Annotated in this window: 35 protein-coding genes; 20 read left to right on the forward strand and 15 right to left on the reverse strand. The window is 37.0% G+C overall.

The window, feature by feature from the left end; genetic code table 11:
- Nucleotides 1-66 precede the first annotated feature (66 nt).
- Nucleotides 67-1,383 carry an ABC transporter substrate-binding protein gene (locus ACKTT2_RS44295; RefSeq protein WP_407898666.1) on the reverse strand — a complete coding sequence of 439 codons (1,317 nt, stop codon included), beginning with the start codon at nucleotides 1,381-1,383 and terminating at the stop codon, nucleotides 67-69.
- Between the two features lie 869 nt (nucleotides 1,384-2,252).
- On the opposite strand from ACKTT2_RS44295, the gene ACKTT2_RS44300 reads away from it, so the two are divergent.
- Complete coding sequence (locus ACKTT2_RS44300; protein ID WP_407898668.1) at nucleotides 2,253-3,509, forward strand: site-specific integrase; 1,257 nt, start codon at nucleotides 2,253-2,255, stop codon at nucleotides 3,507-3,509.
- 33 nt (nucleotides 3,510-3,542) lie between these two features.
- Here ACKTT2_RS44300 and ACKTT2_RS44305 read toward each other — a convergent pair whose 3' ends face one another.
- Nucleotides 3,543-4,223 (reverse strand): hypothetical protein, encoded by a 681-nt coding sequence (locus ACKTT2_RS44305; protein ID WP_407898670.1) that lies wholly within the window; start codon nucleotides 4,221-4,223, stop codon nucleotides 3,543-3,545.
- A gap of 183 nt (nucleotides 4,224-4,406) precedes the next feature.
- Between ACKTT2_RS44305 and ACKTT2_RS44310 the strand changes: the two genes are divergently transcribed.
- The 3 genes from ACKTT2_RS44310 (at nucleotide 4,407) to ACKTT2_RS44320 (ending at nucleotide 6,577) form a co-directional block, all read left to right on the forward strand.
- Nucleotides 4,407-5,579, forward strand: coding sequence for an AIPR family protein (locus ACKTT2_RS44310; RefSeq protein ID WP_407898672.1), 1,173 nt, complete (start codon nucleotides 4,407-4,409; stop codon nucleotides 5,577-5,579).
- A gap of 90 nt (nucleotides 5,580-5,669) precedes the next feature.
- Nucleotides 5,670-5,975: a hypothetical protein gene (locus ACKTT2_RS44315; RefSeq protein ID WP_407898674.1), complete on the forward strand. Its 306-nt coding sequence runs from the start codon at nucleotides 5,670-5,672 to the stop codon at nucleotides 5,973-5,975.
- Between the two features lie 104 nt (nucleotides 5,976-6,079).
- Nucleotides 6,080-6,577: a hypothetical protein gene (locus ACKTT2_RS44320; protein WP_407898676.1), complete on the forward strand. Its 498-nt coding sequence runs from the start codon at nucleotides 6,080-6,082 to the stop codon at nucleotides 6,575-6,577.
- A gap of 49 nt (nucleotides 6,578-6,626) precedes the next feature.
- On the opposite strand, the gene ACKTT2_RS44325 is transcribed toward ACKTT2_RS44320, so the two are convergent.
- Nucleotides 6,627-6,821: a hypothetical protein gene (locus tag ACKTT2_RS44325; protein ID WP_407898678.1), complete on the reverse strand. Its 195-nt coding sequence runs from the start codon at nucleotides 6,819-6,821 to the stop codon at nucleotides 6,627-6,629.
- A gap of 68 nt (nucleotides 6,822-6,889) precedes the next feature.
- Nucleotides 6,890-7,099, reverse strand: a complete 210-nt coding sequence (locus ACKTT2_RS44330; RefSeq protein ID WP_407898680.1) for a hypothetical protein — start codon at nucleotides 7,097-7,099, stop codon at nucleotides 6,890-6,892.
- A gap of 146 nt (nucleotides 7,100-7,245) precedes the next feature.
- On the opposite strand from ACKTT2_RS44330, the gene ACKTT2_RS44335 reads away from it, so the two are divergent.
- The gene (locus ACKTT2_RS44335) at nucleotides 7,246-7,575 is read left to right on the forward strand and encodes a hypothetical protein (RefSeq protein WP_407898682.1); all 330 of its coding nucleotides are present in this window, start codon (nucleotides 7,246-7,248) and stop codon (nucleotides 7,573-7,575) included.
- 56 nt (nucleotides 7,576-7,631) lie between these two features.
- Here ACKTT2_RS44335 and ACKTT2_RS44340 read toward each other — a convergent pair whose 3' ends face one another.
- The 6 genes from ACKTT2_RS44340 to ACKTT2_RS44365 form a co-directional block, all read right to left on the reverse strand.
- On the reverse strand, nucleotides 7,632-7,829 hold the full coding sequence (locus ACKTT2_RS44340; RefSeq protein ID WP_407898684.1) for a response regulator transcription factor: 198 nt from the start codon (nucleotides 7,827-7,829) through the stop codon (nucleotides 7,632-7,634).
- Nucleotides 7,830-8,170: 341 nt separating this feature from the next.
- Nucleotides 8,171-8,455: a hypothetical protein gene (locus ACKTT2_RS44345; protein WP_407898686.1), complete on the reverse strand. Its 285-nt coding sequence runs from the start codon at nucleotides 8,453-8,455 to the stop codon at nucleotides 8,171-8,173.
- A 570-nt stretch (nucleotides 8,456-9,025) separates the two neighbouring features.
- Nucleotides 9,026-9,961, reverse strand: coding sequence for a KilA-N domain-containing protein (locus ACKTT2_RS44350; protein ID WP_407898688.1), 936 nt, complete (start codon nucleotides 9,959-9,961; stop codon nucleotides 9,026-9,028).
- A gap of 85 nt (nucleotides 9,962-10,046) precedes the next feature.
- Complete coding sequence (locus tag ACKTT2_RS44355) at nucleotides 10,047-10,193, reverse strand: hypothetical protein (protein ID WP_407898690.1); 147 nt, start codon at nucleotides 10,191-10,193, stop codon at nucleotides 10,047-10,049.
- Between the two features lie 94 nt (nucleotides 10,194-10,287).
- Complete coding sequence (locus ACKTT2_RS44360) at nucleotides 10,288-10,677, reverse strand: hypothetical protein (protein WP_407898692.1); 390 nt, start codon at nucleotides 10,675-10,677, stop codon at nucleotides 10,288-10,290.
- Nucleotides 10,677-11,024, reverse strand: coding sequence for a hypothetical protein (locus ACKTT2_RS44365; protein ID WP_407898694.1), 348 nt, complete (start codon nucleotides 11,022-11,024; stop codon nucleotides 10,677-10,679). Before ACKTT2_RS44365 ends, ACKTT2_RS44360 begins: the two co-directional genes overlap by 1 nt.
- Before the next feature lie 128 nt (nucleotides 11,025-11,152).
- On the opposite strand from ACKTT2_RS44365, the gene ACKTT2_RS44370 reads away from it, so the two are divergent.
- Nucleotides 11,153-11,446 (forward strand): HU family DNA-binding protein, encoded by a 294-nt coding sequence (locus ACKTT2_RS44370; protein ID WP_407898697.1) that lies wholly within the window; start codon nucleotides 11,153-11,155, stop codon nucleotides 11,444-11,446.
- 76 nt (nucleotides 11,447-11,522) lie between these two features.
- Nucleotides 11,523-11,951 carry a hypothetical protein gene (locus ACKTT2_RS44375; protein ID WP_407898699.1) on the forward strand — a complete coding sequence of 143 codons (429 nt, stop codon included), beginning with the start codon at nucleotides 11,523-11,525 and terminating at the stop codon, nucleotides 11,949-11,951.
- Here ACKTT2_RS44375 and ACKTT2_RS44380 read toward each other — a convergent pair.
- Genes ACKTT2_RS44380 through terL form a run of 4 tightly spaced genes read right to left on the reverse strand, consistent with a single transcriptional unit; the run spans nucleotide 11,948 to nucleotide 14,343 of the window.
- Nucleotides 11,948-12,109 carry a hypothetical protein gene (locus tag ACKTT2_RS44380; RefSeq protein ID WP_407898701.1) on the reverse strand — a complete coding sequence of 54 codons (162 nt, stop codon included), beginning with the start codon at nucleotides 12,107-12,109 and terminating at the stop codon, nucleotides 11,948-11,950. The two genes, ACKTT2_RS44375 and ACKTT2_RS44380, sit on opposite strands and share 4 nt — an antisense overlap.
- A gap of 5 nt (nucleotides 12,110-12,114) precedes the next feature.
- Complete coding sequence (locus ACKTT2_RS44385) at nucleotides 12,115-12,336, reverse strand: Acb2/Tad1 domain-containing protein (RefSeq protein WP_407898703.1); 222 nt, start codon at nucleotides 12,334-12,336, stop codon at nucleotides 12,115-12,117.
- Nucleotides 12,337-12,360: 24 nt separating this feature from the next.
- Nucleotides 12,361-12,642 (reverse strand): hypothetical protein, encoded by a 282-nt coding sequence (locus ACKTT2_RS44390; RefSeq protein ID WP_407898705.1) that lies wholly within the window; start codon nucleotides 12,640-12,642, stop codon nucleotides 12,361-12,363.
- 33 nt (nucleotides 12,643-12,675) lie between these two features.
- Nucleotides 12,676-14,343 carry a phage terminase large subunit gene (gene terL / locus ACKTT2_RS44395; protein WP_407898707.1) on the reverse strand — a complete coding sequence of 556 codons (1,668 nt, stop codon included), beginning with the start codon at nucleotides 14,341-14,343 and terminating at the stop codon, nucleotides 12,676-12,678.
- 50 nt (nucleotides 14,344-14,393) lie between these two features.
- On the opposite strand from terL, the gene ACKTT2_RS44400 reads away from it, so the two are divergent.
- From ACKTT2_RS44400 to ACKTT2_RS44415, 4 genes are all read left to right on the forward strand, one after another.
- Nucleotides 14,394-14,897, forward strand: a complete 504-nt coding sequence (locus tag ACKTT2_RS44400) for a ClpP family protease (protein WP_407898709.1) — start codon at nucleotides 14,394-14,396, stop codon at nucleotides 14,895-14,897.
- Nucleotides 14,894-15,046 (forward strand): hypothetical protein, encoded by a 153-nt coding sequence (locus ACKTT2_RS44405; protein ID WP_407898712.1) that lies wholly within the window; start codon nucleotides 14,894-14,896, stop codon nucleotides 15,044-15,046. Before ACKTT2_RS44400 ends, ACKTT2_RS44405 begins: the two co-directional genes overlap by 4 nt.
- A gap of 303 nt (nucleotides 15,047-15,349) precedes the next feature.
- The gene (locus ACKTT2_RS44410) at nucleotides 15,350-16,003 is read left to right on the forward strand and encodes a hypothetical protein (protein WP_407898714.1); all 654 of its coding nucleotides are present in this window, start codon (nucleotides 15,350-15,352) and stop codon (nucleotides 16,001-16,003) included.
- Between the two features lie 104 nt (nucleotides 16,004-16,107).
- Nucleotides 16,108-16,401 carry a hypothetical protein gene (locus ACKTT2_RS44415; protein ID WP_407898716.1) on the forward strand — a complete coding sequence of 98 codons (294 nt, stop codon included), beginning with the start codon at nucleotides 16,108-16,110 and terminating at the stop codon, nucleotides 16,399-16,401.
- 384 nt (nucleotides 16,402-16,785) lie between these two features.
- Here the strand turns inward: ACKTT2_RS44415 and ACKTT2_RS44420 are convergent, their stop codons facing one another.
- Nucleotides 16,786-17,478: a hypothetical protein gene (locus ACKTT2_RS44420; RefSeq protein WP_407898718.1), complete on the reverse strand. Its 693-nt coding sequence runs from the start codon at nucleotides 17,476-17,478 to the stop codon at nucleotides 16,786-16,788.
- A 1,326-nt stretch (nucleotides 17,479-18,804) separates the two neighbouring features.
- Here ACKTT2_RS44420 and ACKTT2_RS44425 point away from each other — a divergent pair.
- The 9 genes from ACKTT2_RS44425 to ACKTT2_RS44465 all read left to right on the forward strand — a co-directional run bounded on the left by ACKTT2_RS44425 (nucleotide 18,805) and on the right by ACKTT2_RS44465 (nucleotide 25,614).
- On the forward strand, nucleotides 18,805-19,092 hold the full coding sequence (locus ACKTT2_RS44425; protein ID WP_407898720.1) for a hypothetical protein: 288 nt from the start codon (nucleotides 18,805-18,807) through the stop codon (nucleotides 19,090-19,092).
- Nucleotides 19,093-19,177: 85 nt separating this feature from the next.
- Complete coding sequence (locus ACKTT2_RS44430) at nucleotides 19,178-19,645, forward strand: hypothetical protein (RefSeq protein ID WP_407898722.1); 468 nt, start codon at nucleotides 19,178-19,180, stop codon at nucleotides 19,643-19,645.
- A 333-nt stretch (nucleotides 19,646-19,978) separates the two neighbouring features.
- Complete coding sequence (locus tag ACKTT2_RS44435; RefSeq protein ID WP_407898723.1) at nucleotides 19,979-20,137, forward strand: hypothetical protein; 159 nt, start codon at nucleotides 19,979-19,981, stop codon at nucleotides 20,135-20,137.
- A gap of 94 nt (nucleotides 20,138-20,231) precedes the next feature.
- A complete protein-coding gene (locus tag ACKTT2_RS44440) occupies nucleotides 20,232-20,888 on the forward strand; it encodes a hypothetical protein (RefSeq protein ID WP_407898725.1) in 657 nt (218 codons plus the stop codon).
- 103 nt (nucleotides 20,889-20,991) lie between these two features.
- A complete protein-coding gene (locus ACKTT2_RS44445; RefSeq protein WP_407898727.1) occupies nucleotides 20,992-22,752 on the forward strand; it encodes a hypothetical protein in 1,761 nt (586 codons plus the stop codon).
- A gap of 59 nt (nucleotides 22,753-22,811) precedes the next feature.
- Complete coding sequence (locus ACKTT2_RS44450) at nucleotides 22,812-23,690, forward strand: transcription termination/antitermination NusG family protein (protein WP_407898729.1); 879 nt, start codon at nucleotides 22,812-22,814, stop codon at nucleotides 23,688-23,690.
- Between the two features lie 224 nt (nucleotides 23,691-23,914).
- Complete coding sequence (locus ACKTT2_RS44455) at nucleotides 23,915-24,202, forward strand: hypothetical protein (protein WP_407898731.1); 288 nt, start codon at nucleotides 23,915-23,917, stop codon at nucleotides 24,200-24,202.
- 682 nt (nucleotides 24,203-24,884) lie between these two features.
- Nucleotides 24,885-25,256 (forward strand): hypothetical protein, encoded by a 372-nt coding sequence (locus tag ACKTT2_RS44460; RefSeq protein WP_407898733.1) that lies wholly within the window; start codon nucleotides 24,885-24,887, stop codon nucleotides 25,254-25,256.
- A 70-nt stretch (nucleotides 25,257-25,326) separates the two neighbouring features.
- Nucleotides 25,327-25,614, forward strand: a complete 288-nt coding sequence (locus tag ACKTT2_RS44465) for a hypothetical protein (protein WP_407898735.1) — start codon at nucleotides 25,327-25,329, stop codon at nucleotides 25,612-25,614.
- Nucleotides 25,615-25,631: the final 17 nt, after the last annotated feature.

Below are 25,631 nucleotides of genomic sequence, written 5' to 3' on the forward strand. Positions count from 1 at the left end.
AATTAAGTTCCCTCCCCTTTCCAAGCTCTGGGCTAAGGTGGGGTAAATCCAAAATCCAAAATGGTGTCACTTTGGACTCACTTTATCGATTGTTTTAAGTTTACCGTCAGCTTCAACACTCCAGACATTGTAGATACCGATGACATCACCGTTTTCATCAACATCAACGTTGCCACTCGCTCCTTGGTAATTAATATCTTTCCCTTCTTTCAGTAACTTCAATCCCTCGCAAACATCGGTGACTTCTACACCCGGAGCATTAGAGACCTCACGGATTTTATTTGCTATACCCGTACCGGTGTTCTCCTTAGCAGCTTGTGCCGCTAGTACTAGTAAAGCAGTTGCATCCCATGATTGGGGAGCGAATTCTCCTGGCGAACTCCCTTTTTTCGATTGCCAAAGTTTGGTAAGAAAATCTAATGCTTTCCCATCAGAACCCGGTACCGTACCAATAACTCCAGTGACAATATACTTTCCATCATTTGTTTTGCCAACTTGTTGGGGAAATTCGTCTGACTTCATACCATCAGTCAGCATCACCTGAACCCCCTGTAGCAATCCTTGTTGGTATGCTGATTTTAAAAGCAAGCTTCCTGTTTCTACGTAAAAAACTCCCAGAACTGCATCCGGTTTACCTCCGAAAGCTGCTGCAGCTTCACTCTCAAAGGTAGTTGATTTGGGGTCGTAGCGAACTGGGTTGCTTTTATTTACAACAGTTCCCCCTAATTTTTCAAAAGCTTTTACAAATGCTTGTTCAAAACCAACACCGTAATCATTATTAATTACAAGGGTAGAAACTCGCTTGTAACCTCTTTTATTTGCTAATGTTGCAAGGGCTGGACCTTGATAGCTATCAGGTGGAACGGTACGCGCCCAAAAGCCTTTAAAATCTCCTTTTTTTGCTTGTTCGGTAAATACGGGGCTTGTGCTACCGGGAGAAATGAGCATGACTTTGTTTTGTGCGGCAATTGACACAGCTGCGGTAGAAACACTACTAGCAAAGGAACCTACCACACCTGCTACCTTATCCACAGTCGCTAGTTTTGTCATACCAGCTGCACCTGCTTTAGGATCGGTTTGGTCGTCTACCTGAATTAATGTTACGGGTTGACCATTGACACCGCCACAGGCATTAACAGTTTCCACAAGAAAGGGAACGGCGGGTATCATTTGCTGTCCGATGGAAGCCAAATCTCCAGTTGCCGGAAGTAAGGAACCAATTTTTAACCCGCTACCGCTAGCAGTTGTATTTGAGCTTCCGGGTGTTGTGTTACCACTACTAGTTGTTGGGGTATTAGGGGCTTGGGTGTCACACGCTGCTGTCAGGAAACCAATTCCTGTTGTTATTAAAGCTAAGACTAAGGCTGTGCTCGTTCTTTGCATACAGTCAATTTCACTCCTCTCTTCTTTATTAAGAGCTTAAATATAAGATGAAGTTTTGAGTAGTACCCTGTCGTATAAGTTCTAATGGGTAAGCTTGCTCAAATTTATTCAGCTCCCCAACTTCTTCAAGAAGTCGGGGAGCTAGACTGAGCTTAACTCATCAAAATATTATGTAATGTACTACCCTATTAGGTGAGTTCAACTCTTATATTGGCTCCAGAAGATAAATAATAACAGTGACCAGTAATCAGTGACCACTAATCAGTTGTGCCGGAGTTTCTTGCGTTGAGAGAAGTAGTACAGAAGTTGAAAAGCTAAGGTTAGAGAATGCCTGGTTAAAAGAAGAGATTACAAAGTTAAAAGCGCAATTAGAGGCTTACCAAAAAGTCTGAGTAGCACACTGGTAGCACACTAGCAAAATGAACAATATTGAAGCTAGGCTTATAACCAAGCTTTTTATTAGCTAATATCCTGAAAGTTATCTGATAAATTTGTCCAATAACTTGAAAGAAGACATAAACATAGCATTTATTTGCATTACTCCAAAGACAGATTTATAAAAAAACCAACTTGAATGTACTGATGAAAAATATGATAAAATTTATACAATTAATACAACAGTTAATTACTTAATAAATTTACTCTCCAAATGCAAAATTGATGAAGATTTTGATAAAAATAGCTTCTCATCAGTCTTCATTAATCACTGAAACAACGGAGAGGGAGGGATTCGAACCCTCGGGAGCGCCAAAACGCCCCAACAGATTAGCAATCTGTCTGACTTATGCTATAATAGGACTTGCAAGTCTTTCAGTACATACACTGATGACATCAAAATAAATCGATTGTAGAAAAAAGTGTAGAAAAATATGGTCAATCGCGGTTACGTTGGGGAAGAATCTCGCATGAGTCAGCAAAACATACTGGTGTTGGTTGATACGGCAATTATTGCCACAAACGAACGTCTGAATATCAACGGTAAATCAAGAGCATTGGTTGATAGAAAGACAAAACGAATTTACATTCGTGGAACGCTACCTACAATGCCCGATGATGGTGAAACGCCTACTAAACGTTATTGGATACCTTTTACAGATGCGACGCTATCTGGAGTCGCTGAAGCTGAAATAAAGTGTCGTGAAATAGATAGTTATCTCAATGCTGGTGGTAAGGAATGGTGGAGCTTGCTTCCCGAATTTCAAGAGAAAAAATCGGAAGCATCCAAACCAAAGCCAGCTAGCATTCTCAAAATTGAATTTGAAAATAGTTACTGGTTGTCTCGTGAAAAAACTCGCAAAACTCTCAATACTTGGGAAAAAAGTTACTCTGATATTTTTCTAAAGATTCCAGACGACGACTTACTAACAGAGACGAATATCTTCAAATGGATAGAAAAAACACAACCAAATAGCAAACCAAGACATGACCTCATTCGTGTCGTAAAATGTCTAGCAGATCATATTGGAATTAAGGATGAAATAGATTGGAAAAAGTTCAAATGCAGATACAAACCAAATAAACGATCGCTTCCGACTGATGGTTATATTGAAGCTACGTTTGACAATATGGCTCCAGATGTCGGTTGGTCGTTTGGTATGATTGCCACTTATGGATTGCGCCCATCCGAACTGTTTCAATTAACAGATGGCGAACTTGCTCAGTTCACAGATCCATCTAATAAGAGACATATTCTTTATGTACCAGAAGACACTAAAACAGGAGAGAGAGAAGTTTATCCGTTGCATCCAGAATGGGTTGAACGATTCGATCTTAAGAATGTATTTCGTATCAAAACCTCATCTAGCAAACTAGAATACAAAATCAGTTGGCTCAACAAACTATTTCACAAAGCCGGATTCAATCAACCTGCATACGACCTGCGACATCGCTATGCTATTCGCGCAACAGAACTGGAAATACCAGTTGACATTGCTAGTAAATGGATGGGGCATAGCTTGGAAGAACACGCTAAAACTTATCAGAAGTGGATGAGCATTACGACATTTAACAAGGCATTCGACAAGATGATGGAAGGTAAAGGAGAAGCTAGCGAATTGAAAAGATTGCGATTAGAAAATGCTTGGTTACGTGAAGAAATAGAGCGATTGAAAGCTCTAATAAAATAAACAAAACCCGGAGTTTACGGCTCCGGGTTTCTGTTATGCTGCCTTCTCCAGCGATTTCAGGTATTCGTAGATCAAACCTAGTTCTTCTGTCGTTGCATCGTTTTTTATTTTATTGGCTCTTACGCTAATTACATGAATATTACCTTTTATATATCCTAGTTTTGGATCTATTCTATCAAGCGATGGTGAGTTGTCACTCTGTATACCCTTACCTCTGTGTGATATCAAAGGTATCCCTAACATGGGGCAAAGATCTGGAATTATTATGTCATTTTCCGTTATATCCATTTCCAAGTTTTTCAATTTTACACGCTCTCTAGCTTTTATCAATAATACTTTTTCTGGATTTTTTATAGTCCAATTCATACGCATTTGATTGTATTTTTGTCTGTCTTTCGATCTCTGTTTTTGTTCTTGCTCCCTAACTATTTCTTTGTTTTCCGATCTATATTCTCTTCGTTTTTCGTTTAATTCTTTCTTATTTTCAGAATGATATTTACTTCGGTACTGCTTTACGCATTGCTTACACCAACTATGTAGTCCACTCTTTACTTTTTTGCATTTGTTGAAATTCCCATCCACGTCTACATACTCAACCAAGCATTTTGTACATACCTTCGACATACATTTATCCTCATGTGTAATTTTCTCCTTCTTTGAATTGATCTGTAATGCACACATTATATCCTGCAAATAACCCAATATCCACTGCATCTTTCACCAACAGATTCGGTTTACCGTAATCCAGAGTTCGGTAAACCGAATAACTTGACTCGAATTTGCATTCCTAAAACAGTACATTAGTATAAAATAAAAGGTCAAATTTAAGTATTATTCCGTAAGATAAAAGTTTTTGTCTGTTCTAACATTGTTCGCAATGAACAAAAATTTACAGATATGACGATCTCAATACAACTCAAGATTGTTGAAGCCGCTCATTTTTCCAAAGCAGCAACCGAATACTTTGAGGTCAAGGTTCGCGCTTTTGACTTTATGCCGTACTTACAGGGCAATCAGTGGATGGAGATACTCGTTCCTAATGTACGGCGACCTGCCAAAAATCACGTCACAACATCCATTGTCAACAGTATTCGCGAATCTATATCCCGAAAAGAAGCTTTTGAAATACCAAATCCTATTGCCGTAAGCGTTCTCAAATACCGAACGAGTGGTACAATCTTGAATCTGACTTTAGCAGAAGTTGGCGACAATGGTAGAAAGCTTGGCGATGGAGTGCTTGATGGCGGACATAGGTTGCTCGCTCTGCGAACAGCTTTCTTTGAAAACACGACATCTCTCGATAACGTTTACCTGACACTGAGAATATATCAAAACCTTACAGACGAGCAGATTCGCACCCTTGCGATCGCTCTTAACACTTCAGGTAAAGTGACCGAATCCACCATTAGAAATTACCAAGGGCAATATGATTGGGTCAAACCGTATTTAGAAAAATATCCATATATTCGATTTTACGATAATGAACCTAATACTTATGACGACATATATTGTTCTGTAGAAAGAGTATTTACGCTTCTGCTTTTACTCGATTCTAATTATAGGATTAGTTCGCTCGATCTCAGTAAACGCCATCCTATCAATGTTGCAAGAACTGGAATTAGCAGCAATAAACGTATGCCACGAATTAAAGAATTATCATATCTGATCCAAGATGTTCTTTTTCTTCAAAACGAAATTTCCGAGCAGATAGATTCTCTTAGTATTACTAAAACGATTAAATATGTAAAACAACCAAAAACAATTAAACAATGCACTCATCTACCAGATGGTAAGATTCTTAAATGTAAATTACCATCTAGAATGTACGTATTTCCCATCCTATCAGCATTTAGAATGCTTCTAGATGAAAATGGTTATTGGAAAATAGATTTGCGAAAACTTGCACTTGGACTTATTAGAAAAATGATTAAACGCTATCAAGAAATTCTAGCAATGCAACGCTTTCAAGAGAGAACTAGCGAATCTATAGTCGTCGATATGTTTGTCTGGGATGAAATGTGTAAAGTTATCGTAACAACATACCCCATACCTATTAGAATTGCTAGCTGATGGAGAAGTATCATGCGATAGCTATATTATACTCTTGACGAGAACGGCGAAGCAGTCCCAAATGATGATATGTTCAAAATAAACCAATGCATGAAGAACAATTCGATCGATAAAACACGCATTGGTAAATTCTACATATCTACAGTTTTCCTTTGTATCAATCATGCTTTATTTTACGGCGAAGAACCAGTGCTGTATGAAACAATGGTTTTTTACGAGGATAGCGATTATTCGATGTATCGTTATTCAACACGCGAAGAGGCAATAGCCGGACACGAACAACGAATCATTGAGGTACAAACGTACCTTAGAGAAAATGCTGAATACGAGTCGTTAAAGATGTTTATAATTTTGGGTTTAACTGTAAGTCTGTTACTTATATATTTGATTCGGTAAACCGTACTAATAATTACGGTTTACCGAATCGCGCCCATTCAGCAAATAATATGTCGCATCCGACACATTTTATCTACAATAATCAATGTCGATTGTAGAAAAACATGAACCACCCGGAACTCATTGCAATATTACTGGAAGAAAAGGTACGCTACCAAAACGAAGTGGACTGGCGGTTGCTACAGATAGAACGCATCAACCAATTGCTACTCGGATACGAACAAGAGGATAGAAAAAGGGAAGAGGAACACCATACTCCATTACAACAGAAAGCTCATATCACTGAAATAAAAGAGGCGGCAATCCAACCTATCAACTATTCTCCACCGAAAGTAAAACCCGCATCCACAACAGTACAAGTGCTTCCAGAATATCGAGGTAAAACAATCATATCCCTCGTTGAATCTATAATGCTAGAAGCACCAGAGCAAGCATTTCACGCTGATTTCATTACCAAAAAGTTATATGGTGATTTACCGAAAGAGCAACACAAGGTAGCAAGCGATCGTATACGCTCGCAACTACAACAAGGACAAAAACAACAACGCTGGTATAAAGTGCGGCGCAATCCAGGTTGTTACTCTATTAAACAACTACCTTGAAACAAAAACCCCGTACATTACATACGGGGTATATCCTACTGTGCTTTATCTAATTATCCTGTTGCGCTCTTTCCCTAGTTACAATATGTAACGATATCGGACTCTGAGTATACAATCCGCCAAAGTATTTGAAGTACAGTCCATTGTTTATCTCAATCGTAACTGTATACTCACCCGGATCTATTCGTACCCACGCTACAATGCCAGCAGCAATTTCCACACGATAGTAATCATCAGTATTCATAAATAAGAAAGCTCAGCTATACACTGAGCAATAAATGACGCAGCTATTAATGGGAAGTGGTAGAAAAATTAAGAGGTACGTCCTCCACCACGTTTACCTTGAATTACCTGTCGTTGAAGTACTGCTTTAATTAGTGCGCGTTTCTTACCATCTGGTATATTACGAACTTGAATTGCCGCTATTTCTTCTACATACTCATTATTGTGTAGCGAATTAGGGTATAATTCATTCCTTTTTTCAGCATCTTTAGCGATCGCAATCGTCTTAGTTTGTGACATGATAAATGTGCTCCTTTGTAGTTGTAGTCTACATTGCGAGAAGTCCTGGTAGATTGTGTTGTGCCACTTTCTACTGGGCATCCTTTCTTTTTCTACATTTAGATGCTACCATGATTCTGTACAACGTCAACCCCCTTTTCAAAAAAATGGCAAATATCGAAAAAGTCATAGAGATGTTGCACGAACGAGGTGTATTAGGCGATTTACTCGATAAACGAGTAACAACAAATAAAATACCCATTCAGCTATACATCAAATTAGCACGTGCTGCTGCCGCCAATAATAAAGATATATCAGATTCTATCTCAACAGCAATGCACGTGTACACAAAAAATAATAACGATATTCATGATTCGGAAATAAAAGCAAAAGCTTTACTTGAGGGTAAAACTCCAGAAGAATACTTGGTTGATGTTATCGTAGATAGAGTTGAAAGATCTCGTAAAAAACAAAATATGACTTCCGATAACGAATGAAAAGATTTCCATAGACTGATGATGCCTAGTATATCTTGTATACTAGGCTTTTTTATTTATTTATACTTTTCTTCAATCATAAGTATCGCCAACTCAGTCTTATTTCGCACCCCTCTTTTTTTATAAACATTATCAAGATGAGTTGATATTGTTGATTGTGACAAGTATAATTGCTTAGCGATATCCTTCAATCGCATCCCCGTAGCAACCAATTCGGCAATTTCTTTTTCTCGTTCTGTAAGAATAGTATTCATAATTACTTCATAAAAACATTACACAATGTTAATTGTATAAAGTTTCAATTGGTGTAGCACGAAAATCTTGACAATAATTACTTTCTTGTTCTAATTCCGGTATGTAAAATGCTTCAATCATATATTGGTTGATAATTTGCACTAACGATGAGACTGCGTTATTGGTATCGCATCAATATGAAACGTTGAATTATTCCATAGGTCACATTGATTTTTCGTCATTGTTGTTGTATGTTTATTTGCAGAAGAATCGCGACAAACTTCCAGTCGTCTAAAATATTCGTGTCCTAAGTTCAAACACTGCCAGATGTTTGACATCGGACACGGTTGGGCGATTGTTTTTAACGAACAACAGATTCGTTGTAACCATTAATTGTGACTTTGATTAAGTAAGATATGTACGATTCATCATTCAAGTAGCTGTAGTCAAGACGACGCATGAAGATTTGTTCCGTACTATCAACCTTCCATTTCAGATGTAAATCAATATAGTCTATCTCGTTTGTATGGTAATCCACATATTCCTGATACTCCCACTTCAGATTACCAGTAAAGTAGTATGAATTAGTCAATACATAGTTCGTTACTTCAGATATTATCTTACCTATATTGTGGAGTTTATTCATTTGTGTCAGCCTTACAATCCATTTCCATAATCAATCGTTCCAATTCATTAACCAGTCCTTCGGTATCTATCGGTCGTGCTGCCCTCCAAAGTCTTACTTCATTACCATACACACAATCACAAACGTGTGTTATTGTTTCAGTTTGTTGTTGCCAACTATAATGGATAATTTTGTATTCTCCGGTGTTATTGCACTTGGTACATCTCATTATAAGTACACTTCAATCTCTCGTATAAAATTTAGAACTATATTATTTATTTCTAATGGTAGTTGTTCGAGTACATGATTCGATATCTTGTATGAAAAGTTATATCGTTGTCCATACATGAACCATGTAAACGTTATTCGACAACAATACTTGTCGTTTACGTATCTCCAATAAAACTCTTCAATATTTGGATGTAATGTGAGTACGTGTTTCGTTACTTTACCCATCAAATCGGATATCAAAACAATACCATTTACCTTATGTTTATATTCGTTATATTCATTCATATCAATTAATCCTATAGTTCATCTATTTATTTAAACGCCATATTCATTATAGGAGTATAATAGTGTTTGATATGGTTATGCTGCTAGTACTAGTTGTTTGTTACCATTACCTTTAGATATTGTTTGTTTCACTAAATCAACAAAGGATTCATCGAATAAATAATTATAACGATTGGTCAATATCTGATTGTGTAATTGAATCATATTGTGCTTATATTTATTGTTGATTCCTTTCATATAGTAGGTATAGCATAACTCATGAACTGTCTGAAAACCAATATTTGGCATATTGTACATCATTGTAAGCGCCGCATCCTCAATTCCTTTCGGCGATAGAAAAATAATTTTAAGTGGGCGGTTTCCAAAATGTTGCTCGATTATTTGGAAATACGCTTTGTGTGCTAGTTTTTCATTGATGTCATTCAACGTTACTTTTTCCTTTTTCAACTCATAGGCGATTACGTTGCGTGGATTGTTTTTGATGAAGTCTACTCGAATTAAAGTATCGTTGTATTTACTTCGTAGCGGTACCTCAACATTGAATCGAGCGTTATCTGCACACAAATTCACCCAATTATGAATTCTGTATTGTAGGTCAACTTCATCATAAGGTAACAGAGCTAGTGTGGGTTTTGCTTGCTTTTGATTTTTCAGTAATACGTACTCCTCAAACCCATTCTTGTATTGTTTCTTAAGTCGATACAAAAATACATCCACCTTTGCCGAAAACTCCGGCGACAACCATTGAGCCAACCGAATGGCGATTACCTCATGTGCCCATGTACCTTGTTCTTTATTGTTGCCACCCTTTTTTGTGTTGATTAATTCGTTCCCCGGTTTTCCGGCGATCGCCGAAACGCTTTCCAGGTAAGCTTTTGTCCATTTGTTCTCAAAAAAATGGTCGAGCCTCTTTCCCCCAGCGCTGCACATCTGAGTCAGATTCCAATATCCGTCTGATGGACGTTGGTATACTTCTGCGTTGTTAAATTCAAATGCTTTTACGAGTTCCATTATTGTATGATTAATTTATAGTTTTAATTACCAAACATGGACATCATATATGATGAGTTTGTATGTCCATGTTGTATACCTATTATTATAATAAACCCAATAGTATCTTGACGTAACTACTCAAACTACGTTTATCCATTTTCGCCGCTTCTTCTATCTCCCTCTTCTGAGATGGAGTTACTTTGATACTAATTACTTCAGTTGCCGATTCTTCCATTTTACGTTTACTCATTGTTTTAAATCCTTTTACTTTTAGTTCATTGTATATTGGTCTTAGTTGTTTGTATAATCTTTTGTTTATTATATCTAATTCTAATTGTTCCCAGTTATTTATCATTTTCTATTCTTTTGTTTATAACTTCATCATATTCATCTTTTTGATTGTAAACGATCGCCTCTCGACGTTTAATTAACTCATCCGTTGTTATCTTTATTGGATAATACGGATCGTCAATAATAATCAAGTCCAGTGTTACTCCAAGTATAGGTTTGTTTAATTGTAGTTTCCGATGTTCTATCTGTTCGGGTGTTAGTTGCTCTTTTGCTCGTTTGACTGCTTCGTTGAAATCCTCCCGTACTTGTTCGTGTAGTTTATCTGAAAGGTGTTTTGCATAATCGTATCCTAACTCTTCTTTCATTTTGTAAAACTCAATCGTAGCTTTTTCTACCATCTCATCTTTAAAGCGACCTGTGTTGTACAAAAAATCATCGTTCATTACTCTACTCCTTTATTTATTGTATCAACCAATAAATCATATACCCATTCCGGGTCATTATTGAATAAGTCATACCATTCACTCTCACCTTTGCGTCGATAGTGCAGTTCCCACCATCTTGCATGAAGATTTGAATACCACACTTTCTTTACTTCAGCTATATCCTCACGCTTCACCCAATAACGTTTACGTAATAGTCGTTCGGCTATCTCTTCGGGTATGCGTAGTCTGTCTATATCGAATGCATCAGATATCTCGCTTCTATTAACACCTAGCTCAATGAGTTCGTTGGCAAATAGATATCTTCCATTAATAGGGTCGTTATACCAGTTTATTTTTTCTACCATATACCTAGTTTACTATTGTCATTCATTCTATATCTACATTATAATAAGAGTATAACAAACGTCCAGTATTAAACATACATACAAACACCATGAACGTACAAGATTTATCTAATTCATTAAATAAAGCTATGCTTGCTGAATTCAATGAACCTGTAGCATCATACAAGATGCGCTTCCTTGTAGCTCAATTATTTAAAATTATCAAAGCTGTATCTGTAACTGAAGATGTTAAAATCAAAGGATTCGGCACATTCAGTAAAGTAACTGTTGCTGAACGTACCATTCGCAATACAATTACCGCTAAGTTACCGGAAGGTGAAGTAACTGTTCCCGAACACGATTGTCCTAAATTCATTCCTTCCGACGCATATCGTTCTCTGTTGCGTTACGGTCACGAAGTATCTGAATCCGAAGCTGCATAGTTACGCGATCGCACAATATTAGACCTCTACTATTTAAGTGGAGGTTATTTATTATTCAAATGTATAGTAAAAGAATATGAGTTATATCGTTGAGTTCTTTTTCGCAGATAACACTAACCGCAAAGTAACTGTTCCTTATAGAAAACCAGATTACAGTGCCACAACATTCCATTTTCATTTGAGTTTATTGTCACAAGATGAGCGCCGCCTTCTGAAAACAGTTTTGTCTACATCTCTGATATCTATTCAGAACGAGAATAACCTTTTCCATGAAGACTGCTACTTACTTTTCAGGCACAGCGCTCGTAAAGTAAGCTCTGACTTTCTTAGACAATATGATTTTGATTGTGAGTTTTTCTATCAGTTACTCAACTCACTAACAGATGAAGAACGCCGCCAACTTCAAGGTATTGATTGTTTCTGTAAATACAGAAATGAAAACAGACGTAACTCTAATTACGATGAATTCTTTCATCACACAAAAATAGTCGTACCGTTCAACTAACCCATACAAATAGGAAATAAAAGTGCGCCGTTCACACCTGCTCTCGCTAATGCTACACCACCTGCGATCGCTATTGCTCGACGCATCCTTTTACTTTTATCCTTACTACCTATTTTTCTACTAAATTCAATTGTTTGTATGTCAGATAGGAATATCATATGTTTTACATATCAACCAACTCATCAACCATCGCTCCTTGATTGGCGAACATTTTTGCTTGCTGTAACGCTACTATTGCCATTTTTCTACACTCTTCATCTTTGCAGTTTTCTTCAATTACTCTTGCAAATCTGAGAGCCGCATCATTGATGATATTGTGCTTTTTGATTCTATCGTCCGTTTTTGGCGGATGATACTTGAAGTACTCCTCAATTGGTAATTTCATTGTCATACGTACACATAGTGTACGTTATATTATATCAAACCAACTCATACCTTCATCGTCATTTTTCATAGGTGGTATATCAACAGATGCAATGACGTATCCGCCACCTACTACAAGTTTACGGGATATAACATATTCGCATAATGCGTTACCATCTTTCGTCATTAGTGGTACAACGAACGTAATATCACTTCGTCCTATGTGTTTAACTATAGAATCTTCATATGGAAATGGTACGTTCTCTAAAAACAAACATACCTTATGTTGAAGTTTTTGTGCGCGTTTCAGTTGTTGAGCAACAGTCATATATTATCTAAAGTATTTTCATTATTCTAACAATTAGTTAAATAATCCTTGCACGTAATTGCGCGATATTTGAACAGGTGTGTTGTAATGCTTCGCTTCTTGAAAATACTGTCTGATATCTTGTCGTTGTACAACTTCAGGCGTTTCAGTAACAACTTCCGTTGGCATTCGTGTAAAATTGTTTGAACCAACAAGATAGTCGATACTATAACTTAGAGCATCTAAAGCGTCATCGTTTTTACCTTTAGGAAACATCTTTGCTTCACTTAACAATGGTTTTATCCAAGGATGAACATCTGGGTCTGGGAGAAAAATGTTGCCAGCATTTATCTCTGGTATCATCGACATGATACGTACATCTTTAGCAATACCTTTCGGATCGACTTTGTTAAGTCCTGTTACTGTACGATTCAATAACGACCAAGCAGCGCTCCCATTTGCTTTATCTTCAACCAGTTTGGAACGAACATACGGGTATTTTTCTACCAATGTTTTGATAGCATCCAATTGTCCGACTATATCCATTTTGCCGTACACGAGATCTATCACATAGAATTTATTGTCCTTACGTCCTATGACTATCAGAGCATTATTGTCACTAGTCACATCCCCCTTAAACGATAAGTCGAACACCATACAAGTGCTATCAAAGTATGAAGGTAAAATGTACCAAGTTTTCCACCAGTTTTCTTTAATGAGTCCACCACCTAGAGGTACGGGATTCTGTTGGTACTGACCGGAGTAACCATATTCGCCCATCTTCAGTTTCAATTCTTCTACCACTTCTCTGGGATGGCGATCGTTATCCATCAGTTCTTTGTCTTTGACTCGCCAGTCCGTCCAACCGATTTTCGTCCAAAAACGGCGACTCTCTTCAAACTCCATTGGAATGTATAGATGTTCCCAAATACCTTGATCTAAGAAATATCCGGTAAGGTCTTCCTCGTGCAGTCTTTGTTGCACCAGTATCATCACACCATTAACTTTATCGTCCAAACGTGATGGAAGTGTTTGAGATGACCACTCGTTGCAATTCTCACGCTCAATTTTCGAGTGTGCCATTTCAGGATCTAATGGGTCATCGATAATAATTAGGTTGCCGCCCACACCAGTTAAAGTACCTCCGGTGGATGTAGCAAAACGCCTACCATCACTTGTGTTGCGATAGTCCTCTTTTGTGTTTTGACTTTTACTCAATTCCCATACAGATTCCCAATCGTTGACTTCTTTCCATACCGTGTTTAAACCGTGCTGATACCACTGACTGTCTATTATCTGGCGCGATATCAGACTGTCTCCTACTGCTAATCGTTTACTGTAACTGATGTTGATAATACGCTTACCCGGATCTTTAACCCAAACGTATGCTGGAAATGCCTTAGTGATTAGTGAACTCTTACTGCAACGAGGTGGTATGTTCACTATGAGGTTCTTGATTTCTCCACGCAAACAAGCATCTAGATGTTCACCTATTGCATGAAGGTGTTTGGCAGGTATGAAGTTACTTGGTTCAAATGTTTTCCAACTGTGTGTTAGAAATCCATAACTTGATTCATATGCTTCTTGATAGTTGTGTTCTTCTATCAACGATACGATTTCGGCATCATTTCTTTCTTGTTCGCGTAGTTGTAGTTCAAATTGTTCTTTTTCTATTCGCTCCAACTCTTTACGCAATTTCTCGCGTTCGGCTGGCGATATCATGTTTGTTTCGATTATGATGTTCTTATAGTTTTATTGTATTAAAGAAACATATGGTTTGTGAGATAGCAGCGAACGCTATGTACTTCACTGGCAACATCGATAACGAAAGCGCTCATCAGTTTGTATATTATTTGCGCGAGTTAGAAACAAGGTATTCAGATAAACAGAATAAGAATATTACGTTGTATCTGTGTTCCGATGGTGGTAGAGTAACAAGTGCTTTGAGGATGTATGATATCTTGAATCAGAGTTCTCTTAACGTAACTGTAGTTTGCGAAGGATATGTTGCTAGTAGTGGTACTATTGTCATGCTCGGTGCAAAACGAAGGCTATGTACAGCACACACTAATTTCCTAATACATCCTATAAGTAGTGGTAATGATGGTACGCTCGCTTACTTGAAAAGTAACATTAAGTTTTTAGATACTCTTGATGATATTGTTTGTTCTATATATAATAAACATACGTTCATTACTAGAACTATGATAGATGTAGAAACATTTTTGACTGCTGAGCAGGCAAAACAATATGCACTAATTGATGAGGTAATATGAATAACGATCTAATAGTAATCGTGGACGATTGTAGTTGGTCAATTGAATACAAATTTGATATAACTTATCTAGATAATCCCGAACTAGTGTTTACAGCAATACAACATATTATCAAGATCGAGAAGATATTTGAAGGTAGTGAGGAATAATGTTAACACTTTTACTACTCATTCACTACAATACATATATAATATGTTCGGTACAACATATCGAACGCAGTCATTGGTCAAGCTTAATGAGCTATACAAATAAGGAAAAGAATGAACTATATGTACGTTAATAAAAATGATGATAGAAAAAAGAAGATAGAGGAATTTAAGAATGCTATATACCATCTACCATTTAAATCAGAATTCAATGATAACAAAACGGGTAAGTGGATTGGTTATTTTCGCGACATTGACAACGTAACAAAAATAAAAGTTGAATACGACACGCGCATAACTAAAGATATGCTCGGTATTCCATTCGTCATACACATAGAACGAATAGGTACCGAACTCTGTTGTACGAAGTGCGCCCATAGTGTGAGAGAATGCGTATGGGAATTGAATAAAGCGTTTGGGATAGAAAACAAGGTTCATACAGAGGAATGGTGCGATCGTTTATCAGGTGTATTGCGCTCCATAGCTGACAAACAGAAGAACCGAGACAATCTACAACCGCGTAGTTTAGGTGAAGCTTATCTTACTGAGATAAAAACCGCCCTATCTCATCTACCATTTGAGTATCGATTAATCGGCGGAAGTGTCGTTAGCTCATCTTATGAAGACGACGAACGCATGATTGAAATTAGATATGACGTACAGGACATAACAGCCATACACGCACTTTGTACGAACAAGCACTCATACAACGTAGCAGACGACCTTTATTTTTCTACCATTGATGATTTAGTTATATGGATAAATGGTATATTGAATGATAAGTATGGTAATTATGCTAAACCAAACAAACTTCACACATTATTCAATACGAACAACGTAAATAACGAACAACGCGTACTAATATTAGAATCAATGATACGCGAACTATCTGCTCGTACTTATGAGCTTGAACAATACGTTTGTAATCATATAGATACTTATCATAGGTTTGATAGTTGATTATAATACTATTAATGATTGACGTTAATCTTTTCACCGAATACTACATTCGGTGATTTTGTGTATATAATGTTAGTGCGATTAATCCCTATAGGTAGAAAATAATGATAGAAGTAAAGATAAACGATACTATTAAATTTTCGGTGGAAAGTATTGGTGAAGCTATATATGTCATCAAACACATTCGTAATGAAGTAAACCATTTGTCTAAATCTTGGGCGCATATTGTTCGTTGTGTTGGAATTGCGGATCTTTATTCTCTACCTCCAGTTAGAGGTACAAAATTAAGAGGTAAAGTTTTTAAAATAAACTTGGAAGAAGGAGCATTCTTTAGAACAATGTGCAAATTGAATGAATTACTCGAATATTCGGAAGTAGTAGATTATTTGAATTATTAAATTGATTTACGTCTGTTTGGCAGAAATTAATATACACTGTTGACAAAATATAAAACCAAGTGTTCTAATAAATGGAACGAGTTTTGTGTTCCCTTTTGAATCGGATTATATGATGTAGAGTGTATTCTACACGTGTAGCATCTTAAATCGCACTATTATGCTAACATAATAGTGCTTTTTATAAAAACGTGCTTATTCAAATGCGGTCTTAGATTGTCAGGACATCTATGGTAACGTAATTGAACATAGCGACATTGATACAGCGTCTCGAATAAAGACGCTGTTTTATTACATAATGTAACGATTAAGATTATCGATTGTTGTGTAAGTTATTGTATTGTCTTAACTCTCTAAAGGAAACGGTGGTTGCAATATACCACCTATTTATTGTTTGCCATTATTTTTTCTACCATCGTCTTCTTTCAATAACTTTAGTATTTCTGTACGGCGCATTTCTAGTTCTGTTTCGTGTTGTTTGATTTCGGAGATACGTTTGAGTTCCTGCTCAAGGAATACTTTGTTTACTTTTTTCCCTTTGCGATCGCGTGAAGTGAGCATTGCATTACGCGCATCGTCTAATAAGTTTTCCGAATTTGGTTCGCCCAATATACCTCTCACCGTCTTGAATATGGATTCTTGCGATTTGACTAAATCGTTGATGTCTTTTGGTGTGAGAGGTCTCAGGTCTTCAATACCCTCTTCTTCACCTTCATATCCATCATCTTTTTGAGTGAGTTGTTCGACATATGGTCGTAGGTATTCTTGCACAATGAATGTCATGTTTTCTAAGTTGCCCAGAATAACGCTATCGAACTTGGCAGATAAACCGAGGAGATCTTCTGGATTGACTTCTGTGTTTTTGATTTGCAGTTTACGTCTGAACTGCTCCCTTTGTAACGACCATTTCTCAGTTTGACTTCGTTGTTGAAGTGTACCCAGATGACAACCATACTTTTCTGCTAATTCTCTGTGCGTAGGAAAGTGTAGTTGAATTTGATTGGTTTCTGTGTTTCTTGTTTTAATGCCTTGAATGAACTCTTTGGCGATCTGTAACCAGGGATAACGCGGAATTGACATGGATGGTTATTGTGGAGTTACGTGTATTTAGCGATATAAGTGTGGAGGGTTTTTTGGTGACATCATTCATTTGTGAGTGTCATATATCAGCTATTGTAACTTTGATATTGTGGTTGTTATATTGATTATGTTCTCACCCGAACACCCCAATCAACTAACCCCTGAAACCGATATACACCACGGTTTCTGAACTATAACAAACCATATGTACAAACCATATCTTTGTTTAGCGGTAGTTGATATCTTATATATGTAAGTTAATAGAGGCAAGCGAACGCATAGTTCAATGGCTTCACAAATCGATATCCTTAAGTAGTGAACGTCACGAAAAGGATTCGGCAATAAGTGAAATATCAGGCTAGTAAGTTAGGCTAAATGCCACGCGACTGTTTCTCGTTATGCGTACTGAAAACCGACACATAAAGTAGCTTAATTTTGAAAATTTCATAACCAGTCTGTTACAGCATCTCGCTAATTACAGACTAGGTTAACCAACGAAAAATTGTTGACTACTCTACATACACAGTAGTAACGAGCAAAAAACCAAATCTACCGCTAATAGGTGTTTTACCACATGGGTAGATTAAGCTGCTAGTGAATGCAGCACTTCATTTAATAGACACGTTACCAGTCAGAATTATTATTCTGTTGGGGTATGTGCATATCTTAATACAGTGTACGGCTATTACTTGATGAAAATTCAATATCTGACTAGTGGTCACGACCGCGATAATGTCCGTAGCAGTTACCGATAAGCTGTACTATCCTGGTGAATGCCATAGTAAAATCGTAGGGGTCTTACACGCTCGCTGTGAAGTGACTGTGTGATGTACTAAGTGTATACATCTTTGGAAAGCAGATAAGTACTTCTTGAACTTTCCACCGATTGAAGCCTGAGTGGTAGCGATTTGCAGCAGTCGTGTAGTTCTTACACGGGTAACATCGCATGATAGTTTTGATGTTGTGAAAGAATAGCATTGTTTGTATGACAGTTATGAGCAATGTGTGTAAAACATCAACCCACTATTAAATAGATATCAATTATGGATGTTGTAACCATTGAATTTAACTTGTGTAACAGTCATGAGTTGTAATGAGGTTATAACATCTATCTACTGTTTGGGATATCGATAGAAGCAAACATAGCGAATAATTAACGTAAGCAGAAGAGTACATCCAGAACTTACATTGATTATCAAGGTAGAAGAGTACTTACGGAACCTTATGTTTAATTTGTTTCTATCACGATATTCTCTAGAGGCTAGCAACGCTTCTACAGAGTATCGATTTTCGGTACTCTATTATATATGTTGGAGGAACACACTTATGGTTGACATTAGCAAGGCAACTGCACGTCCTGGTCAAATCAAACAGGTTGAAAAACCTGTCTTCAAACAAAAGTCCAAGAATGGTGAGATCTGGGCATGGTACATACTCGGCGTCATCGAGTATGAGGGGTCAGTACCATTGTCCCCTTTGTTCTTCAGTGAAAAAGAGGCTGAAGAATACCTACCTCTTGCGAAAGAGGATAAAGGATTTTACGACCACTATGTGGTCGCTTCAATGTTAATTGATAAGAAATCTTTCAAAAGATTTCTAAATCAGCGAAAGTAGTTCAAGGCTACCGTGCAAGCATCAAGGCTTGCATTTGCTATGGGAGTTATCCCTGTTTTAGATAAATTGGAGGATAGATTAGATTATGAAAATTGAGTTTAACGGTGTGACTTACAATTTTGTCGATTTTGAGCAACCTTACCCTTTAACTAAGGGTAAGTGGGGTGTTTTTGTTTCTGGTAAGAAATTACCAGAAGACAATTACTATGTTGACTCTGATTGTATGCAGATCGAATTGTACGATCTGCAAGGGGAAATTTTTGAGAAAGTGCGGATACAAGCACCTCCTAACCATCCTAAAATGCTCGCAACACGCGAGCAATATGAAAGTGAAAACTCTCAATGGGAACACTTTATATACCGTGGTGAAAGAACCACGGAAGACTACGGAGTAGCGTCCACTTACGACGCATACCGCCACAAAGAAACAGGTGAAGTGAGACTTCATTCCTTACCTCACCCAAATATAGATGAAGAACTTTCCCATATAACCATATGGGAATCAGATTACGATCACAGATTAAGGTGGTTAAAGTTACATTACAGTAACTAATCGCTTGATAAATCAACACATAACAGTGTTGATTTTTGAGGCTGATTAGGTCTCGTATACACTCAAAAAGGATAATTTCATGTTAATAACAACCAATCATATGTCAATTGAACGAATGACTGTTAAGTTATACCAGTTAGGTATGACAGCAAAGGTCGGATGTTACGGTTATGTATTTGATATGGACGGATGTATGCCGTATCAAACACGCAACCTCTCAGATAAGGAATTCAATACGGGCATCGTTGAAATGTATAACCGGGCATACAACAGCCCATGTTACAACGATCAATTCTATGATGAATGGTTAAAGTGGGAGAATACGTACAGTATATGACTACCAACCTCACACCATATCAACTAAAACGACTGAATCATGAGTTAGACAAACTAGAAAGAATGAGTAGGTTGTTTTCTGAAGATGATAAACAAGTCTATCAAAACATTCTGGATAAAATACGCAAGTTACCAGATGAACACCATATCAAATAGCAACATCTAGTTAAAGGCTACCACTTCAGTATCAAGACTGAAGATCGCACTGGGAATATTCCCTACTTTCACCTTATTTCACTTGGATTACATCATGACTAATTCATACTTTACATTCCCTACTTCAGAAGCTTCTAGTAACGCTCGCAAGAATGCAGCACGAATCAATCAACAGATTGCATTGATAGATCGAGTCATAGAAGGAAAAACAGCCGATAAAAATAAAACTGATACATACTTCTTCCTATCAAGTAAGAGAGGTGACGCAATAGTATTCCGTAACGGCTCTCGTAAGTTACTAGATATGCATCTAGACCTTCACTTAGGATTTGAGTACAGCATTCCTACGGGTAAAGGTGGTGTGGTAAACATAGAACTTATCAATCTACTAAGCGAGCTATCCAATAACACGAAATACCTCGATACATCACTCGGACTTGATTGGCTTGTGGTTGCGTTTGAAGTCTACCAGTGCGTAGAACTACGACGTGTTAACGCGGTCAGTACCGAGATGATAAAGGCTACTATTGATGATTGGGTACGCGCCATACAAAAAGTCGATAACGTTAATAACGCAATTGACATTACAGAATGGTTGATGACAAGTGCTATCAAAGATCAACTGACACTCGATCACAAAACAACGCTCAATAAACTTATTGAGAAGCTACGCAATCAAATAAGCAGTACAACACAAGTTACACAGCTAGATACACAACCACAAACAGTCAGTGTCAAAACAAAAGCATAGTTGAATATCAGTTACATCCCACTACCTTGTTTGAGTTAGTGGGATGTTGCTGTTAGTCAACTGCTAGCAGATAAGTCATTCAAGTAAATCAGAGGTAGAAACAATGGCAACTGCAAAACAAATATGGAATGAGATTGTTACAGTATCCAACCAGATAGGATACGAGCCACCAATCAAAACATATGTAGGCATCAAAAAAGAGCAACTAGAAGAAATATTGCGTGTTACTATAGCGGCAAAGGATAATTTATTCAGTCGTATAGAAAATAACCACAAATCAATACAAGAGACAATTGCAGTCAAGACAAACATACCCAACATTGATATTGTACTTGATTCTACAGACGATGTTCGCTCGCAAGACTTACCAGATAATACTGGTTTCGATGGTAGTTTCATTAAAGACGACAAACACAATTTTTCTACCATCCCCCAACATGATTACAGTGTAGGTTTACCAGATGGTTACGTTATACCACAGTCATCTGAGAATGCAGCAGTTATCGATGATATCAAGGCAGTCAGTACGTTACAAAACAACACTACTCGACATGATAGCGAGAGATCGCTTGATAACAGTCAAGATCCTATATTCTGGCTACGTCGTTGTTACCTAGAATGGTCAGACTATCAGGTATTGACTGTTAATAGAGAAGAAACACTAACACAAAAACTAGCAGTAGCATCCAATACTGAAAAAGATAAGATCCAACAATGGATAGATCGATCAAATCGATTCAAAAGTTATCTTACCTTTATATGCATCCATCAAGACACAAAAGTGTTTGATGATTTTCTAGCATTTTGCAGTCGTATCGATCTCTCGGTTGTTGCTAGCAATGATATATTCGATGGACGCATATACACGATCTCCCCAAATTGGGATACTCAGGCATCGATCAAGATGACCACAGTCCTACGTATCCTGTCATTCAGTACACACGATCTCAAGATAGATAACGACTTCCTGTTGAATTACTACATGGGTAGAGATACCATGTTGAGATGTCCCCAATTGATAGCACTTGACATACTCAGTGGTAATGCTAGTAATTCCCATGAAAACAGTGTGTTATCTTCAGCAATCAAACTAAACGTAGGCAACATAGACCGTATAGTCAAGGTACGGAAGCTTACAGAGCAACTTCATATTGGTTTCCAGTTGCCATCTGAAGTGAAGACAAAGATACAGGATAGTGTATCTATACGTTCCATAGGCAAGGTAAAACGTACTAACGCTCAATCTACAGGTACGTATTGTGAACCAAAGGATAGGGATGGATGGTCGTTACTATCACAGCGTGTAACAAGTATGGAGATAGAGATTATCGCTAGCAATAGCAAACAATACAGGGATTGCTTACTTGTCTACAAGCGTTACCAATTAGAGGAAAATGAATACGGTAGATATGAACATCCTGTATGGTTGAATTCCACAATGAAACGTTGGGGTATTGATAACGCCGATAACATCGTAGGTTACATCGGCGTCAAATACCCCAATGGTAAAGTAGAAAAAATTGGTGTCATACACCAAAAGTTAGTCAAAAACAAAGTTGATAAATCTGTACGATCTGTACTTTGGTACACAGAACTAGAACGTTATCAACATAAACAATCAACTACTGGTATGGTGTCAAGCAAAATAGAAGTCAATACAGATATATGTTGTTTTCTATCTCTATACGGTATTGCTCACAATCAACCGATCAAACCATCAAAGCTAGTTACAATTAATGACACAAGCAAGCACATTAACGTTAACTGGCAAAGTCTCACAGGTCTGAAAGTCGCACCAATGAATAAACAAGGTCAGATACTCTGGCATCCGAAGGAATCTTGTCCATTTACAATCATCCCATAATCAATACTCAATTCAAATAATTAGTGACCTGTGACCGAAAAATCACAGGTCTTTTTTGTATGTCATACGCTAAACTTAAGTACCGCCTATTCGGTGCCACTTACCAAGAATTAGTGGCACTTTGCCATGAATACAATGTTTCAGTGCAAACAAAAGCAGGATTCAATAAACTACACGTCGTATTACAAGAGGAATTGTTTGCTGTTATGTCAAGTCAGAATGTGGTAGAAAAAATAAAAAATCAAATACCAGTTATCAGACGTAACTGGTATGCGTTGTTTGTACGGTACGGTAAAGAACAAGATGTCATCAAAACAATTGTCGAACAACTCAAGTTAAATGCAGTACCAGAATTCAAACGTAACGTCGATAATGGACTCATACGTGAAAATTTCAAGCTCGATAGTATCATCCTTGATATCGCATATGCTCATGAATTCGATCTCACCGGTAACACAACCGTTGAAAACTACAAGTCATACCTATTTGTAGAGGTAGATAACATATATGACAACAACATTTTCCACAACATAGTAGAACCATTTTTCAAAAATATCATCGACGTTATCGGTTTTGTCGGTCTTCAAGAAGATCGTCGCATCAAAACAGAAAATGGATGGCAAACTGTACGTCTCAAGCAACAATTCAGCAAACAAGGTAGATCTGTACTCAAATACTACGCCGACAAAGTAACCACACCAGTAAAAGTATCGTATGACGAATATGAGCGCTTGGAACGTGCCAATGCTAGCGTATCAATATACGAACAACACCATTTTTCAATAGGTGAATACGCTTGGTTATGTATTAAAACGAAAAATGGTATTCAAAAAAGAAAAGTGCAAGTAACCAAGGTTCTCGATCATGACCATCTACAAGTTATGAGTAAAGATAAATTCAAGTTTCCCGTGTCAATACTCGATCTACGATCAATATGAATAATCTAAGTTTATCCTCCAACCGAATCAAGCCCTGTACCTCACGGTATGGGGCTTTTTTATGCCCGCAAATTACTACGCATACGTAACATTTTGTGATCGTAGCGTGCGGTATTTTTCTACCAGTTCCTTAAAAAATAAAAAAATATCTTCTAATAAGTGGATACTAGTGGTGTGTCCACTTTTGAGAAGATATTCTCACTCACTTTATTTTCAGGAACATCATGAAAATTGAGATTACTATAAAATTAGCTTCCGATAGATCTCACGATTTTTACTATGAAGGTATAGAGCAGTTTATAGGAATAGTAATTAGAATATGGAGGAATTCTCCGTATGTCATTAGTTATCGTATATTCAATGATAACAATCAAATTGTAAAACACTGGATAAACGGCGGATATGATACGTTTGTGAAAAACGAAGACGACATACAAGAAATTGCCCGTATCCATCACACCATTACGGGTTGTTTTCAGACACCGCAAGAAATAATCAATTTACTCAAATAATCTGCTTTACGCGATATGTTATATCATTCATATCGCGTTTGGTGAGGTTAGTTCATCTCACTTCTTATAATGGTTTAATTGTATGTCTATGTAATATACACATATTACATAGATTTTATTTAGTACTAATCATACCTAATATTTAATATTAAAACGAATATAATGTTTGATAAGTGCTATGAACATAATATTTGTCTAACAATAAATATCAAAAAACAAATCATGTCATTAATCAAATTAGCCGATACTATACCTACTATTGATAAACGTACTATTCAACGAATGAGTGATGAAAGTATTACTCAAACGTATAAGATAAATAAATTACAAGCATCAACACTACGTTTGTTATGCAAGAAAAGATTGATGAATATGTTCGTTGCTTGTTAGTAGTAGAAAAATAAAAAAATATCACTAGTCGATATTGTGTTTAGTGTTGGTTCTAATGTTGTAGTGAAATTCGTGTAATGTTGAAAATAAATAACTTCGTAATAGTATATCCCTACTACATAGTTGGTTATTTCTATCCAGTACCACTATACTGATATGTGGATGCAATTGGTGAAACCACAGTACACATAGTTCCACTACCTGGATACAGACGACATATGCCAAAAACACCAATTGCAGAAGTACACAAAGTCCGAGTAGTAAAACACAAAGCGTTCAGAAAAAATAAAATATGACCAGATTCACTCATTTCATAGGCGATGTCAATTATACCAGATATGACGGATGTTGGATTGCTCGTAACACCGATAAGTATTGCGAACACAACTGGTACATACTCGAAATTCAGAATTGTGAGTATGTTGGGCGTGATAAAACATTCAAGTATTGGGTATGTCTATCATTGGTTGACATCAACATTTCTGAAAAAAAAATAGATGATATCGAAAGCTACTGTACATCAGATTGGCATAAAAACCCAGATTACGTAAAGGCTTACGATCTGTACCAATACCAAGGTGGAGATGTCATTTTTGAGATGTACGGCAACAATTACAAAAAACTTCTGAGTGATGCCAAGGGGTACGCCAAGAAGTACGTATAATAGAACCAAACTTACCTTATTACAAAATAACTTACAATTGATAAATGCTTAGATGAGTTAGAGGAATAAAATGTTAAAACCAATAAAAAATCAAGACGAAAAGAATAAATTACGTTGCTATTTGTGGGCGTTACTGCATTGTGCTCAACTAGAAGATTTTTACTTCAGACCTAACGTTTACAAAGGTAGTAGACCGAAAAGAGTTCTTGTAAATTTCTGGTTGATAGAAATGTACATTTATTTCTATGATTTTAAAGTAGACTTTTTTTTACCAGATTCTGTATGGGATGCTTATTTTCAGGCATACGACATACCTGAAGAGAAAAGATACGGCTATTATTCCGACTGTCCGTTCTAAAATTTACACACACATTT

Origin of the sequence: Scytonema hankhaensis NUACC26 (genome assembly GCF_045865695.1) — a bacterium.
Classification (GTDB): Bacteria; Cyanobacteriota; Cyanobacteriia; order Cyanobacteriales; family Nostocaceae; genus Scytonema.

Bases quoted from the DNA above. Each gene is read 5' to 3' on its own strand.
- ACKTT2_RS44340 (WP_407898684.1), bottom strand. From the start codon at position 7,829: ATGAATACTATTCTTACAGAACGAGAAAAAGAAATTGCCGAATTGGTT.
- ACKTT2_RS44460 (WP_407898733.1), top strand. From the start codon at position 24,885: ATGACCAGATTCACTCATTTCATAGGCGATGTCAATTATACCAGATAT.
- terL (WP_407898707.1), bottom strand. From the start codon at position 14,343: ATGATATCGCCAGCCGAACGCGAGAAATTGCGTAAAGAGTTGGAGCGA.
- ACKTT2_RS44405 (WP_407898712.1), top strand. From the start codon at position 14,894: ATGAATAACGATCTAATAGTAATCGTGGACGATTGTAGTTGGTCAATT.
- ACKTT2_RS44310 (WP_407898672.1), top strand. From the start codon at position 4,407: ATGACGATCTCAATACAACTCAAGATTGTTGAAGCCGCTCATTTTTCC.
- ACKTT2_RS44365 (WP_407898694.1), bottom strand. From the start codon at position 11,024: ATGGTAGAAAAAATAAACTGGTATAACGACCCTATTAATGGAAGATAT.
- ACKTT2_RS44345 (WP_407898686.1), bottom strand. From the start codon at position 8,455: ATGAATAAACTCCACAATATAGGTAAGATAATATCTGAAGTAACGAAC.
- ACKTT2_RS44455 (WP_407898731.1), top strand. From the start codon at position 23,915: ATGAAAATTGAGATTACTATAAAATTAGCTTCCGATAGATCTCACGAT.
- ACKTT2_RS44425 (WP_407898720.1), top strand. From the start codon at position 18,805: ATGGTTGACATTAGCAAGGCAACTGCACGTCCTGGTCAAATCAAACAG.
- ACKTT2_RS44435 (WP_407898723.1), top strand. From the start codon at position 19,979: ATGACTACCAACCTCACACCATATCAACTAAAACGACTGAATCATGAG.
- ACKTT2_RS44380 (WP_407898701.1), bottom strand. From the start codon at position 12,109: ATGATATTCCTATCTGACATACAAACAATTGAATTTAGTAGAAAAATA.
- ACKTT2_RS44420 (WP_407898718.1), bottom strand. From the start codon at position 17,478: ATGTCAATTCCGCGTTATCCCTGGTTACAGATCGCCAAAGAGTTCATT.
- ACKTT2_RS44445 (WP_407898727.1), top strand. From the start codon at position 20,992: ATGGCAACTGCAAAACAAATATGGAATGAGATTGTTACAGTATCCAAC.
- ACKTT2_RS44465 (WP_407898735.1), top strand. From the start codon at position 25,327: ATGTTAAAACCAATAAAAAATCAAGACGAAAAGAATAAATTACGTTGC.
- ACKTT2_RS44335 (WP_407898682.1), top strand. From the start codon at position 7,246: ATGGCAAATATCGAAAAAGTCATAGAGATGTTGCACGAACGAGGTGTA.
- ACKTT2_RS44440 (WP_407898725.1), top strand. From the start codon at position 20,232: ATGACTAATTCATACTTTACATTCCCTACTTCAGAAGCTTCTAGTAAC.
- ACKTT2_RS44400 (WP_407898709.1), top strand. From the start codon at position 14,394: ATGGTTTGTGAGATAGCAGCGAACGCTATGTACTTCACTGGCAACATC.
- ACKTT2_RS44315 (WP_407898674.1), top strand. From the start codon at position 5,670: ATGAAGAACAATTCGATCGATAAAACACGCATTGGTAAATTCTACATA.
- ACKTT2_RS44355 (WP_407898690.1), bottom strand. From the start codon at position 10,193: ATGAGTAAACGTAAAATGGAAGAATCGGCAACTGAAGTAATTAGTATC.
- ACKTT2_RS44430 (WP_407898722.1), top strand. From the start codon at position 19,178: ATGAAAATTGAGTTTAACGGTGTGACTTACAATTTTGTCGATTTTGAG.
- ACKTT2_RS44330 (WP_407898680.1), bottom strand. From the start codon at position 7,099: ATGTCACAAACTAAGACGATTGCGATCGCTAAAGATGCTGAAAAAAGG.
- ACKTT2_RS44350 (WP_407898688.1), bottom strand. From the start codon at position 9,961: ATGGAACTCGTAAAAGCATTTGAATTTAACAACGCAGAAGTATACCAA.
- ACKTT2_RS44295 (WP_407898666.1), bottom strand. From the start codon at position 1,383: ATGCAAAGAACGAGCACAGCCTTAGTCTTAGCTTTAATAACAACAGGA.
- ACKTT2_RS44300 (WP_407898668.1), top strand. From the start codon at position 2,253: ATGGTCAATCGCGGTTACGTTGGGGAAGAATCTCGCATGAGTCAGCAA.
- ACKTT2_RS44410 (WP_407898714.1), top strand. From the start codon at position 15,350: ATGCTCGGTATTCCATTCGTCATACACATAGAACGAATAGGTACCGAA.
- ACKTT2_RS44415 (WP_407898716.1), top strand. From the start codon at position 16,108: ATGATAGAAGTAAAGATAAACGATACTATTAAATTTTCGGTGGAAAGT.
- ACKTT2_RS44360 (WP_407898692.1), bottom strand. From the start codon at position 10,677: ATGAACGATGATTTTTTGTACAACACAGGTCGCTTTAAAGATGAGATG.
- ACKTT2_RS44325 (WP_407898678.1), bottom strand. From the start codon at position 6,821: ATGAATACTGATGATTACTATCGTGTGGAAATTGCTGCTGGCATTGTA.
- ACKTT2_RS44370 (WP_407898697.1), top strand. From the start codon at position 11,153: ATGCTTGCTGAATTCAATGAACCTGTAGCATCATACAAGATGCGCTTC.
- ACKTT2_RS44305 (WP_407898670.1), bottom strand. From the start codon at position 4,223: ATGCAGTGGATATTGGGTTATTTGCAGGATATAATGTGTGCATTACAG.
- ACKTT2_RS44450 (WP_407898729.1), top strand. From the start codon at position 22,812: ATGTCATACGCTAAACTTAAGTACCGCCTATTCGGTGCCACTTACCAA.
- ACKTT2_RS44390 (WP_407898705.1), bottom strand. From the start codon at position 12,642: ATGACTGTTGCTCAACAACTGAAACGCGCACAAAAACTTCAACATAAG.
- ACKTT2_RS44375 (WP_407898699.1), top strand. From the start codon at position 11,523: ATGAGTTATATCGTTGAGTTCTTTTTCGCAGATAACACTAACCGCAAA.
- ACKTT2_RS44320 (WP_407898676.1), top strand. From the start codon at position 6,080: ATGAACCACCCGGAACTCATTGCAATATTACTGGAAGAAAAGGTACGC.
- ACKTT2_RS44385 (WP_407898703.1), bottom strand. From the start codon at position 12,336: ATGAAATTACCAATTGAGGAGTACTTCAAGTATCATCCGCCAAAAACG.